The sequence below is a fragment of the Methanofollis sp. W23 genome (genome assembly GCF_017875325.1).
Taxonomy (GTDB): Archaea; Halobacteriota; Methanomicrobia; order Methanomicrobiales; family Methanofollaceae; genus Methanofollis.
Window position 1 is genome coordinate 1,150,536 of the sequence record NZ_JAGGMN010000001.1, and the last position, 17,118, is coordinate 1,167,653.

Annotated in this window: 12 protein-coding genes; 2 read left to right on the top strand and 10 right to left on the bottom strand. The window is 59.6% G+C overall.

What is annotated here, in order from left to right:
* Positions 1–103: 103 nt before the first annotated feature.
* The 8 genes from J2129_RS04790 to J2129_RS04825 all read right to left on the bottom strand — a co-directional run bounded on the left by J2129_RS04790 (position 104) and on the right by J2129_RS04825 (position 10,056).
* Positions 104–1,723: a thiamine pyrophosphate-dependent enzyme gene (locus J2129_RS04790; protein ID WP_209629783.1), complete on the bottom strand. Its 1,620-nt coding sequence runs from the start codon at positions 1,721–1,723 to the stop codon at positions 104–106.
* A gap of 41 nt (positions 1,724–1,764) precedes the next feature.
* The gene (locus tag J2129_RS04795; protein ID WP_209629784.1) at positions 1,765–3,438 is read right to left on the bottom strand and encodes a histidine kinase N-terminal 7TM domain-containing protein; all 1,674 of its coding nucleotides are present in this window, start codon (positions 3,436–3,438) and stop codon (positions 1,765–1,767) included.
* A 1,745-nt stretch (positions 3,439–5,183) separates the two neighbouring features.
* Positions 5,184–5,585 (bottom strand): 4Fe-4S binding protein, encoded by a 402-nt coding sequence (locus J2129_RS04800; protein ID WP_209629785.1) that lies wholly within the window; start codon positions 5,583–5,585, stop codon positions 5,184–5,186.
* A 5-nt stretch (positions 5,586–5,590) separates the two neighbouring features.
* Positions 5,591–6,670 (bottom strand): nickel-dependent hydrogenase large subunit, encoded by a 1,080-nt coding sequence (locus tag J2129_RS04805; RefSeq protein ID WP_209629786.1) that lies wholly within the window; start codon positions 6,668–6,670, stop codon positions 5,591–5,593.
* Positions 6,655–7,035, bottom strand: coding sequence for an NADH-quinone oxidoreductase subunit C (locus J2129_RS04810; RefSeq protein ID WP_209629787.1), 381 nt, complete (start codon positions 7,033–7,035; stop codon positions 6,655–6,657). Before J2129_RS04810 ends, J2129_RS04805 begins: the two co-directional genes overlap by 16 nt.
* Positions 7,025–7,474, bottom strand: a complete 450-nt coding sequence (gene nuoB / locus J2129_RS04815; RefSeq protein ID WP_209629788.1) for an NADH-quinone oxidoreductase subunit NuoB — start codon at positions 7,472–7,474, stop codon at positions 7,025–7,027. The genes J2129_RS04810 and nuoB overlap by 11 nt, the downstream gene beginning before the upstream one ends.
* 6 nt (positions 7,475–7,480) lie before the next feature.
* Complete coding sequence (locus J2129_RS04820) at positions 7,481–8,341, bottom strand: complex I subunit 1 family protein (protein WP_348632288.1); 861 nt, start codon at positions 8,339–8,341, stop codon at positions 7,481–7,483.
* A complete protein-coding gene (locus J2129_RS04825) occupies positions 8,338–10,056 on the bottom strand; it encodes a proton-conducting transporter membrane subunit (RefSeq protein WP_348632289.1) in 1,719 nt (572 codons plus the stop codon). The genes J2129_RS04820 and J2129_RS04825 overlap by 4 nt, the downstream gene beginning before the upstream one ends.
* A 520-nt stretch (positions 10,057–10,576) precedes the next feature.
* Here J2129_RS04825 and J2129_RS04830 point away from each other — a divergent pair.
* Positions 10,577–11,986 (top strand): phosphoadenosine phosphosulfate reductase family protein, encoded by a 1,410-nt coding sequence (locus J2129_RS04830; RefSeq protein WP_209629791.1) that lies wholly within the window; start codon positions 10,577–10,579, stop codon positions 11,984–11,986.
* Positions 11,964–12,566: an imidazole glycerol phosphate synthase subunit HisH gene (hisH, locus tag J2129_RS04835; RefSeq protein ID WP_209629792.1), complete on the top strand. Its 603-nt coding sequence runs from the start codon at positions 11,964–11,966 to the stop codon at positions 12,564–12,566. Before J2129_RS04830 ends, hisH begins: the two co-directional genes overlap by 23 nt.
* Positions 12,567–13,757: 1,191 nt before the next feature.
* Here hisH and J2129_RS04840 read toward each other — a convergent pair.
* Positions 13,758–14,375: a helix-turn-helix domain-containing protein gene (locus tag J2129_RS04840; protein ID WP_209629793.1), complete on the bottom strand. Its 618-nt coding sequence runs from the start codon at positions 14,373–14,375 to the stop codon at positions 13,758–13,760.
* Positions 14,368–17,109: an alanine--tRNA ligase gene (gene alaS, locus J2129_RS04845; protein ID WP_209629794.1), complete on the bottom strand. Its 2,742-nt coding sequence runs from the start codon at positions 17,107–17,109 to the stop codon at positions 14,368–14,370. The genes J2129_RS04840 and alaS overlap by 8 nt, the downstream gene beginning before the upstream one ends.
* Between the last annotated feature and the right edge of the window lie 9 nt (positions 17,110–17,118).

Sequence of the window (17,118 nt, forward strand, 5' to 3'; positions counted from 1 at the left end):
CCTAAAGATCATGAAGAGTGGATGCAATCCCCCGCCAATCTCCATCAATGAAGGGGGAGAGGGCGAACCCCTCGCATGACCCCTCCAAAAAGGCTTTTCTCTCTCAGAACCGCTTCGGGTCGGTCTCCACGTCGATGATCGCAGGGACGCCCGCGGCAAGCGCCCTCGTAACAGCAGGGGCGAGTTCGTCTGGCCGCACCACCCTGAACCCCTCTCCCCCACAGGCCCGTGCATAGTCCACGAAGTCGGGGTTGTGCAGTTCGGTCCCGAAGCGGGGGAAATGTTCCATCTGCTGCTCCACCAGGATCATCCCGAGTTCATGGTTGTCGAGCACGACGACCACGACCGGGAGGTCGTACTTGACCGCAGTGAGGAACTCGGCCATCGCCATCGTAAACCCGCCGTCGCCGGTGATGCAGACAGCCGGACGCTCAGGGTAGGCCAGACGTGCAGCAAGCGCCGCCGGCAGGGCGAATCCCATCGTTGCCAGGTAGCCTGACATCACGAACGTCTGCCCTGGGCGCATCCTGAAGTTCCGGCCAAACCACCACCCATTCTCGCCTACATCGACGGCGATGACGGTGTCGTCAGGGAGGACTTCGGAGAGGACCTGCATGATATAAGGCGGGCGGAGGGGCACAGCGGCGGGGTCGGCCTCGCCCCTGATCTGTGCCAGCCATGCCGCCTTCTGACCGGCGATCTCATCTTTTGCCCCTTTCTCCTCTCGCGCTTCGAGATCTTTCAGGAGACGCGGGAGCACGACGGCGCAGTCCCCCCAGAGAGAGACCGTCTCCTTGTTCTTCCCGAGTTTGACCGGGTCGAGATCGACCTGGACAAGCGGGGTCTCTGCCGGTACTCGCGTCTGGCTTGAGAACCCGACCCCGCAGGTGAGGAGGAGGTCGGCCTCGTTCGCCCACCGTCGCGCCGCCGGGGTGCCCACGCTCCCGAGCACCCCGAGGTGCCAGGGATGGTCTTCAGGGACCAGTCCCTTCGCCCGGTAGGTGGTGAGGACCGGGGCCTGGACCTGCTCGGCGATCGCAAGGAGAGTCTCCACCGCCCCGCGGGCCCCCCACCCGGCGATGATCACCGGGCGCCTTGCGGCATTGACGGCCCGTGCCGCCTCCTTCACCTGCTCGTCGTCTGGTGCGATCCTGACCGAGGGGGGCGGTCCTTCACGCGGGCAGCAGGCCGGGTCCAGGACCTCCTTCTGGATATTGTTCGGGACCGAGATCTGGGCGACGCCCCGGTCCACGAGAGCGCGGCGCACCGCCATGTCGACAAGTTTGAGGGCACGGGTCTTCTCATGGACTGTATTGTTGAAGACCGTGACCGGCCTGAAGAAAGCGTCCTGGTCGATCTCCTGGAACCCCCCGGGCCCGAGATACTGGCCTTCCACCTGGCCGTTGATTGCCAGGACTGCGGCGCGGTCCTCTTTTGCGTCATAAAGCCCGGTCGCCAGGTTCGTCGCCCCGGGCCCCGCGATCGTCACGCAGGCCGCCACCTTCCCGGTCAGTTTATGGTAGGCCGACGCCGCCATCGCTGCATTCTCTTCATGCCGCACCTGGATGAACCTGGCCCCAGGGTGTTTCCTGACGGCGTCGATGATCCCGAGCGACGACGTTCCCGGCACCCCAAAATAGAGACCAACCCCCCAGTCTGCCAGTGCCGCGACCATCGCCTCGGCGACCGTCGGTCCACCGGCGGACGTACTCTTCTTATCCATCTTCCGTCCCCCCCGTCTCCTCATCCGCTTCAGATATAACTCTATCCCGGGCCGTCTCCCCCGGGCCCGGGCCACCGGCACCGGGGGGACGGGACGCGGATCTCAAACCTCGCCCCCCTGCCAGGCACTCCGCACTCTCTGATGGAGATCCCGGTGGCAGAGAGGATTTCACTGGTCAAAAAGAGCCCAAGGCCGGTGTGTGAACCGTATTTTCTCTCAAAGATCTTCTCTTTTGCCGCCGCGGCCACCCCCATACCATTGTCCTCAACGACGATCAGGTTCTCTCCCCTGGCCTCTGAAACGCTCACCCTCATTGCCGTGACATCGCCGCCGTGCCTGATGGCGTTCTCATAGAGGTTGTAGAAGACCTTCCCGAAGAGGGGGTCGGCATAGATCTCAAGCCCTCCTGCCTCGACTTCAAGAGTGACGCCATGATGATCGAGGATCCTGGCCGTACGCTCTGCCGCCCCCGCCACCGACTGCCACTCAGGCGCCCTGAGCCCGAGATCGCGGTAGTCCCTGGCGGCGCCGAGGTGCTCCCCGATCATCTCCGAGGCCTCGATGATCCGCCTGACATACGTCTTCTGCTCAGAGCCGTCAGGCGTGAGTTCTTCGAGTAGCCCTCCATAGCCGATGATCACCTCGAGCTGGTTCTTGATGTCGTGCTGGGAGATCTGGTTGAGGATCGAGGCTTTCTTCTGGGCTCTGCGGAGAGCGTCTTCGGTCTCTTTGAGCCTGCTGATATCCCTGACCAGGAGAAAGTGGCCGGTGGTCCTGGAACGCCAGTCGATGATAGGGGAGATCCGGAGTTCATAGTGCTCTCTCTTCCCATCCTTCTTGGTGAGGCTCTGGACATAGGCGACCTCAGATGTTCCTCTGTATCCTTTCTGGAGTTCAGGAAAATGGTTGATAAATTCTGCGACCGGCAGTCCGATCAGTTCTTCAGACTGGTGCCGCACTATCTCCTCGCCCTTCCTGTTCATCTCGACGAGCCTGAACTGGGGGTCGAGGACAAAGATCCCGTCGGTGAGACCATTGAAGTATCGTTCCTTGGAGAGGGGGACTGTGCCGAAGAGTCCTGCCTGCAACGCACCGGCCGAGGCGGTAAGGGCGGCGGTCATGATACAGAGAATGCAGCACCCCGCACACGGCGAGGGCGAGGGATTCATGAGCGAAGGGGAGAGGACCGCCGCCCAGGGGATGAGCGCACCCATCAGGACAAACCCGATCTGGCGTCTGTACATCGCAGGTGCGGCGAGGAGCATTGCCACCAGAAATATGATGCAGATGATGACGACGAGATAGACCGCCCCGGCAAGGACAAAGTACGACGTGCCGCTCATCAGGTCGGCGACCGGCACCGCCCCGGCGAGGGAGAGCACAGCGGCGGCGGTAGGGACGACCGAGGCAAGGAACGTCGTCGTCAGTGTTACTCGTTGTTCTTTGCCGGTATATTGCATGACAAAGGCCATCCATGCCGGGGTCATGACGGCGATCCCGATAATTGTCACTTCAGCCCAGAAGCCCTGCCATCCTGGACCGAGCGGGAGGAGGACCGACCCCTCGCCGAGCAACCAGATGAGGACACCAAGAGCAAAGAGAAAAAAGGTCCGTGCACCGGGTGCTTCACGTCGTTTCCAGGTTGCGACGGCAAGGACCGAGGCTATGGCAAGAGAGGCGACCATGGCGAAGGTGCCTGAGATGTAGGTGTACATTGCTGATTCTCTGGTATTGGAATTGATCTCTGACAGGAACAACCGAATAATGGCACGATATGGCAATCGGGATGGTCCGGAGCTTGATGAGAGGTTTCTCCGGGTATTTGAATTACTTTTGGGAGATCGATCTGGTTGCTCCCAGGACCAGGGGCCGCGCCATCAGGGGTGCCGCACCTCGCGCAGTGGCCCCATGATCACTCCTGAATCCTGGGCTCTCATGGCCCGCCCCTGGACCCTGGTGCGAGGGGGGAGAAATACGTCCAATATGGCGGGGAAAATCTCTCAATTGCGAGGAGATCGGGAAACTCAAGGGGGGCCAGGCACAAACATTAAACCCTGAAATACGAATCTCTGATCAATGCACTCACAGGAGGTGAGGCGCCATGGCAAAGAAGGGCGGCAAGAAGCAGCCGAAGGAACCGAAGGAGTGAACTCGTGTTCACTTCATGCGTACAAAACCCCCATTATACCTTTTTTCGGCCAAAAAAATTGTTCATTGGCTCTGTAGAATGAGCATGAGGCAAGAACACGCTTCAAGCATACGGGATGAACATTTTTCGTTGCTGGATCATTCTTTTTTCAGACCGGAGAATTGGTGAGGATCGTGTTCACCTGCTCTTCAGGCTTGAAAATGAGAGACCACGTGACAAGAAATTTTTATCCTGTATGCGTGAACCCCTTGCTCGGGGATACATGATAGAACAGGATCGTGGGTCTTCGGGTCGTGCACTGATCTGCGTACCCCCTCCTGAGCACGACACCATACGGGAATCACCATATGCCCGTCCCCCTCTATTCTCGTCATCGGGGGGTTCTGGAGGGCAAAAGTTCCCGGCGCAAGATGACGGCGAAGATTCAACGATTGAGGGTAACCCCTCTGAGCGACGCACCTTCCCATCTCTTCGGCTGGGGAGCGTGCCGCCCAGATCTCAGGGATGAAGATCGGGACGGTAAGACAGAGGTTCGATCATTCAGGATCTGTAACTGCAGTCTGCGTATCATTCTTGAAGAGATCTGGGAAATTCGGCTCTGTAGAAACCCTCACAAATTCTTAGTGTGACCGTAACTCACGCCTTCCCATATATATCGCGCCGGGGGCTCCGCCCCCGGACCCCAGGGGCGAAGATAGGGCGGGGAAGGCATAATAGACAAATATTAGGGGTTTCAGTCCTCGTCCTATCGTATTGCGGGGGGACCTGGGGGCGGCCAACCCCCCGCCAAAGATAACTGTCCTGAGGAATTCTACAGAGCCAGAAATTCAAACCATTATGGAAACCCAAAGAGATAATCTTCGCGATCAATTTCATTGAAACCCTCATAGATCTGTCAGAGTGGCCTTCTGATCACCTGCCTTCCCTCCTCTTCGCGCCAGGGGCACCCCTGGACTCCCAGGATCAAGATTGTGCTGGAGGGAGAATTGACAAACAGGAAGAAGGAGGTGCCGTTCTCGACATTATCGTGTGGCGTCTGGACCGGGGGGTGGCCAAGCCCCCGGTGTGTGGTGAAGACAGCGTTTTGGTTCGACGTGCCTTCTCCTCTTTTCTTGATCTTCTCTCTGCCCTTTTTCATGCTCGCACCGGGGGGAGCCAAACCACAAGACGCAGATGAGACCGGGAAGGCACAATGGACGACCATAAGATAAGTGCAACCCCCCCCGGGTCACCACAGAGATCATCCCCGCAAAAGAACTCCAGACCAGGGCGCCGGCCAAAAAAATGCAGGGGCATTCCGCCCCCTCATACTTACTCTTCGGATTTTTCTTCAGCCGGTTTCTTCACCGGCTTCTTCTTCTCTGGCTTGACATAGGTGATCTTGACCACCTTCACGCCGTCATGTTTGGAGAAAGCAGGGCGGTAGTCGGTGTCCATCGTGAGACAGTGCACCGGGCAGACCTCCACGCAGCAGTTGCAGACATGACACTTGAAGAGATCGATCTCCCAGAGTTTCTCGTCGCGCCTGACACAGATCGCATCTGCCGGACACTTGCGCATGCACATCCCGCATGAGATGCAGCGTGCCGGGTCGATGGTCACATGCCCGCGCGAGATCGGGTACTCCTTGGCAGGTTCGGCCGGATAGCGGATGGTAGACGGCCCATTGATGAGCGACTTGACCACCGTCTTTGCCATCTCGAAATATACCATCTCTCTCACCTCTCCAGACACCCGATGCACGGGTCGATGGTCAGCGTGATCACCGGCACATCGGCAAACTCGCAGCCCTCCAGCATCTTGACCAGGGGGGGGATGTTCGCCATCGTCGGCGTCCGCACCCGGTGACGGGCCAGTTTCTTGGTGCCGTTGCCCTTGACATAATGGATCACTTCGCCGCGGGGCTGTTCTGCCCGCGAGAAGTACTCGCCCTCAGGCTTGCCGGTCACCTTCACCTCGATCGGGCCGTCAGGGATCTTCTGGGCCGCCTCCTTGATCAGGTCGATGGAGGAGAAGAGCTCTTTTGCCCGCACCGCACACCGTGCATAACAGTCGCACCCGTCCTCGACGACCGGTTCGAAGTGGAGACGGTCGTACGCGGCGTAGCCATTCATCCTGACATCAGAGGCGACACTGCTCCCACGCAGCGTCGGGCCCACCGCCCCGAGTTCGTAGGCGTCCTCAGGCGAGAGCATCCCGATATTCCTGAGCCTTGACTTCACCGAACTGTCGAGGAGGAAGACGTCCATCATGTCCTTGAGTTCGCCCCTGATCCCCTCGAGGCCGGTGACCATCTCGTCGAGCTTCTCGCTGCTGATATCGCGGCGCACACCCCCGACCTTCGCGCTTCCCTGGATCACCCGGCCGCCGGTCGTCGCTTCCATGTCGTCGAGGACATGCTCGCGCAGGCGCCAGGCGTCCATGAAGAGGTTCTCGAAACCCATGCTGTCGGCAAAGAGCCCGAGCCAGAGGAGGTGCGAGTGCATCCTCGAGTACTCCGACCAGATCACCCTGAGGAACTCGGCACGCTCGGGCACCTCGACGTTCATCATCGTCTCGACACCCTGGCAGTAGGTCATCCCATGGATGAAACTGCAGATCCCGCAGATCCGCTCGGCGATATAGACGTATTCCGGATATTCGCGCTTCTGCACCAGGGTCTCCAGGCCGCGGTGGATATACCCGACGCCTGGGATCGCCTCCTTCACCTTCTCGTCCTCGACGACCAGGTCGAGGTGGAGGGGTTCAGGGAGCACCGGGTGCTGCGGCCCGAAAGGCACGACTATTTTCTTTGACATGGTTCCTCCCCCCTGAAGGTGACATTTGCAAAGGGAAACTTCTTCGCCGTCTTGAAGAGTGTGCCATTGTAGTCAAGGGACATCCCCTCGAACTCAAGGCCGAAGAAGTCGTGGATCTCGTTCTCGTAGATGAAGGCCGCCCAGTAGATCCCTGAGATGCTCTTCACCACGGTCCCTGCCGGGACCATGACCCGCAGGCTCTCGAAGTGGAGGTCCTTGTCGAAACTGTAACTGAGCTCGAACGAGTCCTCGACCATCGAACAACTCACCTGGACCAGGCGGAAGCCGCGGTTATGGTAGACCTGCACCTCCTTGTGCAGGTCTGTGAGGGCAATATCTCTGAGCACCTGTTCTTCAATTGCCATGCTGTTTCTCCTTTTCTTTCATCTCTTCCCGCTTCTCTTCAAGGATCCCCAGGGCCTTGACGATGCCGTCGATGATCGACTCAGGCCTTGCGGCACACCCAGGGACATAGACGTCGACCGGGATGACCTGGTCGACGCCGCCGGCCATGTTGTAGCACTCCCTGAAGACGCCGCCAGAACAGGCGCAGATCCCGACGGCCACTACGACCTTGGGATCGGGGATCTGTTCGTAGATGTTCTTGACGACTTTGCGGTTGAGTTCGTTGATCCCGCCGGTGATCACAAAGACATCGGCGTGTTTTGGGTTTCCGGTATTGATGATCCCGAAGCGCTCCACATCGTATAGCGGGGTGAGGCAGGCCAGCACCTCGATGTCGCAGCCATTACAGCTGGACGCGTCGTAATGGAGCAGCCAGGGTGACTTTTTCAGATATGCCATGCTCTCTCAGACCCCCATATAGAGATAATATACAATGACGAGGTTTAGGAACCCCAGGGTTGCGGCAACGCCCCACCCGCTCTTCATGGTCCACTGCCACTTCATCCTGGAGAAGGTGTTGTCGATGAAGATCTCTAGGAAGTAGGCGAGGGCGATGACCACGATGGCCAGCACCGGGTTGAACCCGAAGAAGAGGTAGATCATCCCGAGGAGGACGACGGTCTCATACCAGTGGGCGATCTCGATCTTGCCAAGGACCGGACCGGCAAACTCGGTGGTCAGTCCTTTCACCAGTTCCTGGTGGGCATGGTGCGAGGTCGAGATGTCGAAGGGCGACTTGCGCAACTTGATGGTCAGGATGGTCAGGAAGCCGAGGAAGACACCAGGCAGGTACAGGATCGCCGGTACCGTCGAGGTGGCGATATCGCTGATGTAGAAACTCCCGGTGACCATGTAAAGTCCGACCGCCGTGAAGATCACCATCGGCTCATAGGCCATCAGGGTGATCAGTTCACGCTCTGCGCCGATGTGGCTGTACGGCGAGTAGGCGGCGTACGCACCCAGCACGATGAATACGTGAGCCAGGGTGAATGCGAAGATGACGAGCAGGAAGTCGCCTCCGGCAAAGAAGTACGCACCGCTCACTACCATGAAGACAAGGTAGGCCAGGATGTAGAGGTTCTGCGAGGGCGTGACGGTGACGTCTTCCTTCTCGAAGAGTTTGGCCACATCATAGAAGGGCTGGAGGATCGGCGGACCGACTCTGCCCTGCATCCTGGCAGTGATCTTCCGGTCGATCCCGGCGATCAATCCGCCGACGAGTGGGGCGAGAATCACGAAGGCAAGGGCCGTAATGATCGAGATCACATGACCACCCCCTGCATGACACCCCATGCAACCAGGGCCGCGGCCGTCAGGATAAGGAGGACGCAGAGCGGGTTGCTGTAGTGCAGGAGTTTCTTCTCGCCGAAGTACTCTTCAAAGTAGTAGTTCCTGGTGGTCATCTCGCGCTGGATCCCGAGAGCCCCGTCGAACTTCAGGTCAGGCGTCGTGGGGCGCCCGCCCATATAGACCGGGAGTTTTCTGCTCTCTTTGCTTGAAGTATACAGAGAGAGCGGGAGGATCAGCAGGAGGAGGATCATCAGGAGCATGATGATGATGTTGTCCTGGGCAAGCCGCGCCGTCTCGCCGTAGATCCCAAAGACGTAGGGCTCGATGAGCACCGAGGAGACCAGCGGGAAGAGGAGGGCGGCGAGCACGGTAAGTGCGGTGAGCGACGAGAGGACCACCCACTTGCCGCGAGAGACTGTGCCCTCAAGGTTCTCGCCGTACGGCGTCACCGAGAGGACCTTGCCCATCCACTTGGCCCAGAAGAAGACCGTGACGGCGCTTCCGAAGGCAAGGATGGTGACAAAGACGATCCCGAAGGGTGCGTCGATGAACCCCTCGATCGCGGCCCACTTGGAAATGAGCATGCCGAAGGGGGCGAGGAACATCCCGGCGATCCCGGTGGCGATCATCACGGCGATCTTGGGGAACCTGACGATCAGCCCGTCCATGTCCTCGATGTCACGGCTGCCGGTGCGGTGTTCGACCGTCCCGACGCAGAGGAAGAGGAGCGACTTCGCGACCGCATGGAAGATGATGAGCATGATCGCGGCCCAGACCAGTTCGGGCGTCCCGACGCTGGCACATGCAACGATGAGCCCGAGGTTGGCGATGGTCGAGTAGGCAAGCACCTTCTTGGCGTTGGTCTGCGAGATCGCAATCGCCGAGGCGACCAGGAAGGTCACGGCGCCGACAAACCCAAAGGCGACACCGGCAAGGGTGCCGAGGAGCACAGGAGCAAACCTGACGATGATGTAGACGCCGGCCTTGACCATGGTGCTCGAGTGGAGCAGGGCCGAGACCGGGGTCGGGGCGACCATTGCGCCGACCAGCCATGCCGAGAAGGGCATCTGCGCCGCCTTGGTCAGGCCTGCAAAGCAGATGAGCACTGCAGGGATGATGGCGACGGCCTGGCCTGAGGCGATGAGAGTGTCGAGTTCAAGGAGCCCGCCAGAGGGGTCGACCCCTGCGAGGTACAGGAAGGAGGCCGCAAAGGCGATCCCGCCAAGCAGGTTCAACTTCAGGGCAAGGAAGGCGTTGTTCGTCGCAACTTCGCTCTCGGAGTAACCGATGAGCAGGAAGGACGAAAGCGTCGTAATTTCCCAGAAGAAGAAGACCCAGAGCAGGTTGTTCGAGAAGACAAGCCCGAACATCGCGGCCAGGAAGACGAAGATCACAAAGAAGAACATCCGTCGCCGGTCCCGTACCTCGGGGTGGTGCTCGTGGTAGGTGTTCATGTAGCTGGTGGCATAGACCGCGATGAGGCTCCCGATGATCCCGATGATCAGGGCCATGATGATAGAGAACTCGTCGATGAAGAGGTTTCTCACCGGTTCGAGCCCGTGGGCCATGGTCATCTCAAAGTAGAGCATCACTGCGGTCTGTACGAGGACAAGCAGGACGGCAAGGTACTGCTTGAATTTCACTCCCAGGTACAGCAGCAACAGGGCGATGGCCACCTCAATGACAAACATCACCTGTGCGGTCGGTTCAAAGGGAAAGGGGAAATAAACCGAGCCTCCGGTAAAGGAGGTTGCGAACAGGTATATGGAGCCAATTGAGATGACCAGACCCGATAATGCAACGATTGCATCTCTGATCCGGTTATTAGGCAACAATAACAGGATGAATGCAATTATACAGGGAAAGAGTATCAGGAATATTAGTTCATTCATCCGTATCCCTCACTCATTCGGTGGATTTTCGAGGTTTATTAACTATCCGAATTTCGTACTTTAATCAGTAAAAAACCTGTCGATTATACCAGTTTTCTCGGCATCTCTTGCGTCCTCCATGATGGGGTGCACCTGATTCTATCACCTCTCTGATATTCATTATACCTTTTGTCGGCAATTTTGGCGCATTTTTATCCATATCGCACCCTGCGCGCTCTAATCGCAAAATAACCATCATGATTAATATTTTACATGATTGAATCCACGAATCGTGCTCGAACCCTGGGCTTTTATTCTCTCTGTCCATAAGGTACATGCAATGCGTCCGTCATATCTGGGAAAGATCGCGCTGCACTGGTGCGATCACTGTCATGCGCCGGTCCTCGGCGAACAATGCGCATGCGGGGCCGGGACCAGACCGGTCGCCATCACCCCGCCGGGAGATGCCAGACCGGCCATGGCCGCCGATGTCGAACTGGTCAATACAGTCTTTCAGGAGCACTTCGGGGTGCCTCTCATTCCGGAGGGGCATCTTGCCGTCCTCAACAAGGTCCCTGAGATCGACCGGATGGAGGAGGTGGTCCTTGGAGGGGCGGTCGTCGCCGCGATCAGGTACCGCCCTGACAAAGGGGTCTGGGAACCGCTCCCGCGCCCTGCGGCCGTGAATTACTGCACGCCGACACGGCGGTATGTCGTCGTCGACGACGGGGCGGTCTCTTTCATCAAGGACGGGGCAAGCCTCCTCGCCCCTGGACTCGTCGAGATCGAGGACTCGGTCAGGGCGGGCGACGAGGTCTTTGTCCTCACCCGCACCGGGGAGTGCATCGGGGTGGGCAGGGCAAAGGTCGACGCCGCAGAGGCCCGCACGATGGAGCGGGGCCAGGTGGTCAGGACACGCAGGACCGCTCCTGCAGAGGTCGTCCCTGGTCCGGCGACCCGGGACGAGGCGGTGACGGCAAACCAGAAGATCCTCGACACCTATGAAGGGGCGTCTCTTGAGTTCATCAGGAAGGTCTGCGCCGATCACCCCGACCTCCCTCGGAATGTCTCGTATTCTGGAGGCAAGGACAGTCTTGCCACGCTCCTGCTGGTCCTCAAGGCGGTCGGGAAGGTGCCGCTCCTGTACGCAGACACCGGGCTTGAGTTCCCTGAGACCGAGGCAAATATCGAAGACGTCGCCGCACGCTACGGGGTCGAGGTGGTGCGGGCCGAGACCGGCGAGGCCTTCTGGAAGCATTTCGAAGCCGAAGGTCCGCCTGCGGTCGATGCACGCTGGTGCTGCCGGGTCTGCAAGCTCGAACCGGTCGGCAGGGTCATTGCCGAGCGGTGGGGGGAGTCGCTCTCCTTTATCGGCCAGCGCAAATATGAGTCCCTGAACCGGAAGCGGAGCCCAAGGATATGGCGGAACCGCCAGGTGAAAAATCAGCTCTCGGCCGCCCCGATCCAGCACTGGACGGCGCTTCATGTCTGGCTCTATCTCTTCAGGGAGGAGGCGCCGTACAATGTGCTGTACGACCGCGGCCTGGATCGTATCGGGTGCTTTATGTGCCCGTCAAGCGACCTTGCGGTGCTGGAAGGGATCCAGAGGGAATACCCCGACCTCTGGCGGTCCTGGGAAGAGAAACTGCGGGTCTGGCAGGAAGCGCACGGTCTGCCAGAGGCCTGGGTGGCCAACTGCGAATGGAGACGGCGGGGGTCTGGCAGGGATGAAGCAGATAGTTATAATTGATTATGGGCTCGGGAACCTCAGGAGTGTCAGCCGCGGACTCGAGCATGCCGGGGCCTCGGCGGCGGTCTCCTCTGACCCCGGCGAGATCGCCGCGGCCGACGCCCTGGTCCTCCCTGGCGTCGGGGGCTTCAGGGACGGGATGGAGATGCTCGGTCCCCTCGAAGCGACGGTGCGCGAGCAGGCGGGCAAGGTGCCGGTGCTCGGGATCTGTCTCGGGATGCAGATGTTGATGGAGAGTTCTGAGGAAGGAGGCCTGCGCCCTGGCCTGGGCCTGGTCCCTGGCGCGGTCAGGCATTTCCCGCGGGTGCCAGGGATGAAGGTGCCGCATATGGGCTGGAACACCCTCACGGTCCCTGCCGACGAACCGCTCTATGACGGCGTGCCTGACGGTTCATATGTCTACTTTGTCCACTCGTACTATGCCTCGGCCCCGGCCGAACATACCCTGACCACGACCGAGTACATCTGCGAGTTTGCCTCGTCGGTGAAGAACGGAAGGGTCTATGGTGTCCAGTTCCACCCGGAAAAGAGTGGGGCGACCGGGCTTCGGATCCTGAAAAATTTCATCGAACTGGCGTGAAGAGGGGCGCGGCCTCTCTACTTTTTTTAGTTTTGTGACCCTATAGCAACCCCTCACCAATCCCTGGTGTACGCGCGACTCACCCGCCTTCCTCAATCGATTGCGCGGGGGGCGCGGCGCCCCCGGACAGCGAAGATCAAAGATCTTTCTATCATTGGGAATCTTCGATTCCCTCTGTTCTCGAACTTGTTCTCGCTCGTTCCCCCGGGATGAAGATCGGACCGGGAAGGCACCATCAACAAACAGGAAGAGGGGATTGCCGTCCTCCGCCTATCGAATGGCGGGGGGAACCGGGGGCGGCACGACCCCCGCCAGAGAGCCATCCGGAGGGTTTACATGAAAATGATCCAGTCGTTCTACTCTGGAGTTATGGATGAGAATTCGAACGCACTGATTATCCTCTAAATTGGGCCCTGTAGAAATCCTCTTAATGAATCTCTCTGGCGGGGGATTTCACCCCCCGGACCCCCCACCATACGATAGGTCGAGAACGGGGCAATCCCTCTTCAGGGAGTTCGAATATGCCTTCCTGGCTCAATCTTCATCCCGGGGGTCCGGGGGCAGCGCCCCCGGCACAAACATAGAGGAAGGCACGTCGGTCAGGCGTGCCGCCCTCAATCACAGCATCTTCCCCACAATCTCGCACCGGGGGGCGACCCACCCACGACGAAGAGAGATGGGGGCGGCGATGGAACATGATCCTCACCAATTCCCCGGTCTTAAAATAGAATGATCCAGCAACGAAAAATGTTCATCCCATATGCTTGAGGCGAGTTCTTGCCTCATGCTCATTCTACAGAGCCAAATTCTCATAAAAACCCGAAGAGATTATCGTCAGGATCATTTTCATGGTAAAACGGCTCTGTAGAATCCCTCGCCACTTCTTGGTGAAAACATAACTCCTCCGCCTTCCCCCACCTACACGCCGGGGGCGGGTGCCGCCCGGAGCCCAGGAATGAAGATAGGACCGGGAAGGCACAATCTATGGACTTGAAGAGAGAGATACCGTCCACCACCTATCTTCACGCGGGGGGACTAGGAGGCGGCCGGCCCCTCGCAGAGATGGCCATCGAGAGGAATTCTACAGAGCCGATCCATTTCCCGCAGACCCCCTGGACGAAGAGCGGGCTGGAAAACCAGGGCACTGGTTCATGAAGAGGGAGGGTTCCAAAAAAAGTATAAATGCTCCTTTCAGTCCAGTGTCTTCCTCTTCCTCTTCCGGTAATACGAGAAGTAGAGGTAGACCTCATAGAGGAGGAGCAAGAGGATCACCGCCGTCCCGCCGAAGAAGAAGGCGACGACCCTGGGGTCAGGCCCTGAGTCGGGCATCATCCCGTTATCCACCCCTTCCGCCGCGGTGCTGGCGCCGTCATAGGCCGCCATCATACGCGGCGCCTGATCAGGAATCTCCGGAGCCGGGGCGAGGAGCGGCAGGAGAACGGCGACGACCAGAGTTGCAAGGACGACGAACCCGAAGAGGGACATGAACTTGAGAAGGACCGACTTGATGTCCTTCACCTGAGGGGCGACGATCAAGAGCCGCTCGGTGAGGCCGTAGATCTTCACCTCGCGCCCCTTCGAACTCCACTTCGTCTTCACGATCTCGATCAGCCCTGCCTCGGCGAGGTTCTCGACATGATATTTGAGGGTGGTGATGGGGATGGAGAGGGCGGCGGCGATCTCGGTCGCGCTCTTCGGCCCATCTTTCAGCGAGCCGAGGATATCATTGGCCGTCTGGCTCGCCATGGCCTTTGCGATCTTCTTTGCCTGCTCGTCTCCAGGCTCCAGCACCACGACCTCTTCAGACATTGAGCTTTGACTCGATAAGTGCCCGACCGCGGGCCAGGGCCTCGTGGATCATCGAGGCGTCCTGCCCGCTCCCCTGGGCCAGGGTTGGTTTTCCGCCGCCCTTTCCACCAAGGGTCGCACAGACCTCACGGACGATCTCGGCGGCATTCAGGTCTTTGGTCGGCGAGGCCACCACAGCATGGACCCGGTCGGTCCCGCCGGCAAGCACTGCGACCTTCCCGCTCTCCGCGACACGTGAAGCAAGGGCGACCAGTTCCTTGGGCGGGAGGTCGATCTCCTTGATCACGGCCTCGAGCCCACCGATCTCTTCGCCCTTGAGCTGGTTCACCTCGAGTTCGACGACCTTCTCCTGCAGCCGCTCGATCTCCTTTCTCTGCTCCTTCCACTCGGTGAAGAACCTGGTCACGCTGGACGGGAGGTTCTCCTGCTGGACACTGAGGGTCTCGGCCGAGGTGCTGAGGAGGTCTTTGAGGTGCTGCATCGCATAGATCGCCGCCGTACCGGCGGAGTACTCGAGGCGCTCGAACCCGTCCTGGATATGTTCGACCCTGAGGATGGAGATCGGTCCCACCTCGCCGGTGGAACGGCAGTGCGTGCCTGCGCAGGCCTGGACGTCGCCTGCCATCTGGACGATCCTGATCTCCTTGCCAGGCGGAACCCCGCCCTGGTAGAGGTCGAAGCCGTACTTCTGCTCGGCCTTGGTCCGGTTCTCCACGCTGATGGAGACGGGGTGGTTCTCCATCACGATCTCGTTGGCGCGGACCTCGATCCTGGCCAGTTCGTCGGGGGTGATATGCTTGAAGTGCCTGATGTCCAGGCGCGAAGTCTCGCTCCCCTTCTGGGCGCCGGCCTGGTGGACATGAGCCCCGAGCACCTCCTTTGCGGCGTGGAGGAGGATGTGGGTGGCGGTGTGGTGGCGCATCAGTGAGCGTCTCCGCTCCTCGTCCAGCATCCCCTTCACCCGCTCGCCGCGCTTGAGGGGCGCCCCCTGCACCCGGTGGAGGATCACGTTGCCGAGTTTGACGACGTTCTCCACCCTTGCGACCGTCTCGGCGGTGACGAGGGTCCCGGTGTCTGAGGGCTGACCGCCGCCTTCAGGATAGAAGAGAGTCTGGTCGAGGACCACATATCCCTCGAAGACGTCGATGACCATCGCCTCGAACTCAAAGGACGTCGGGTGGTCGTAGTAGAGCATCCTGGTGTCTGGAAGCCCTGCGGCACGTTCGCGGAACTTTGCCATCGGGTCTTCGGCCTTCTCTGGCAGGTTCTCTGAGTGAAGGTCGGCGATCCGCGAGTAGAAGTCGTCAGGGATCTCGACGACCGCTCCTTCCTGACCGGCGATCTCCTTGACCATCTCTGGCGGGATCCCGTGGGAGTCGTACAGGGTGACGACCTCCTGGAGGGGGATCCGCTCGCTCTTCTTCTTGTATGACCGGGCAAGCCGCTGGACAATCCTGGCGCCGCGCGCAAGGGTGGCGGCGTATTTCTCGGTCTCGCGGTCGACGATCTCCCTGACCACGGCCACGCTCTGCTCAAAGGAATCGGTGCCGATCTCGCGCATCTGCATCTCGACCAGGTCGGCAAGGGTGTCCTTGAGGTCGAGGTCGCTCATCATCCGCAGGGTCCGCCGAATGACAAGGCGGGCAAGATAGCCTTCCTTGACATTGGACGGGACGATGCAGTCGCCGAGCATGTAGGCGAGACAGCGGGTGTGATCGGCGATGGCATAGATCTTCTCGATCGGAGTGATCATCCGGTCGAGTTTGTCGAGGGGGACGTCGATGGCGTCAGCGACCTTCCGGCGGAGCTGGTAAAGTTGGGCGCCTTCGATGTCCATAAGTCCGGCAAACTTGGCGTTGAGCCCGAGGATCTTGGTGAACTCCTTGTTGTCCAGGAGGTGTTCGAGCCCGGCGGACTGCATCAGGTGACTGACCATCGAGGGGAAGACGGCGTCATAGACTGTCGGGGAGCCGCGGGAGGCCCAGGTGATCCGTTCCAGCCCGTAGCCGGTATCCACGATCCGCATCTTCATCGGATAGTAGAGGTCGCCCTCGAGATCGATCGGTTCCTCCTCATTAGGCTGCCTCGTATAGCACATGAAGACGAGGGTCGCCACTTCGAGCCCGGCGATGAGTACCTCGACTGAAGCCCCGGCATTGCCGCCGCCGATCCAGGGGTGCTCCTTGAAGGTGACCTTTTTGAGGTCGGCACCGATGGAGGCGAGGAACTGGTCGCAGAACTCAACCGCACGGTCCTTCCAGTAGATGTCCTCTGAGGGTGAGTTGAAGGCGTGGTGGGCCATCATCTCAAAGAGGGTAAGGTGCCGCCCAGAGCGCCCGACCGAGTCGAGGTCGTTGAGCCTGATACAGGGCTGCGAGATGGTGAGCGGGTTGGCCGGCGGGGGCACGAGTCCGCTCGTCACAAAGGGCTGGAAGTCGGCGATGGATGCGATGGTGAGGTAGATGTCGTCTCTCCAGCGGGCGACAACAGGGTACCGCTCGATCCTCGTATGACCGTGGCGCTCGAAAAACGAAAGAAACGCCTCTCTCATCTCGTCAAGGGTATGCGGTTCAAAGACCGGGTTGCCGATGAAGGAGTACGGCTCGCAGGGGGCGTCGCCGCAGGTCTCCCTCTCAGGGTCCCGTGTCCAGTAGGCCGCCCCGCACTTGGTGCAGACCTTCCGCACAAGTCCCTGGGATTTAAAATAATCAAGTTGATACTCTTCTTCGAGCATTCAAAACCA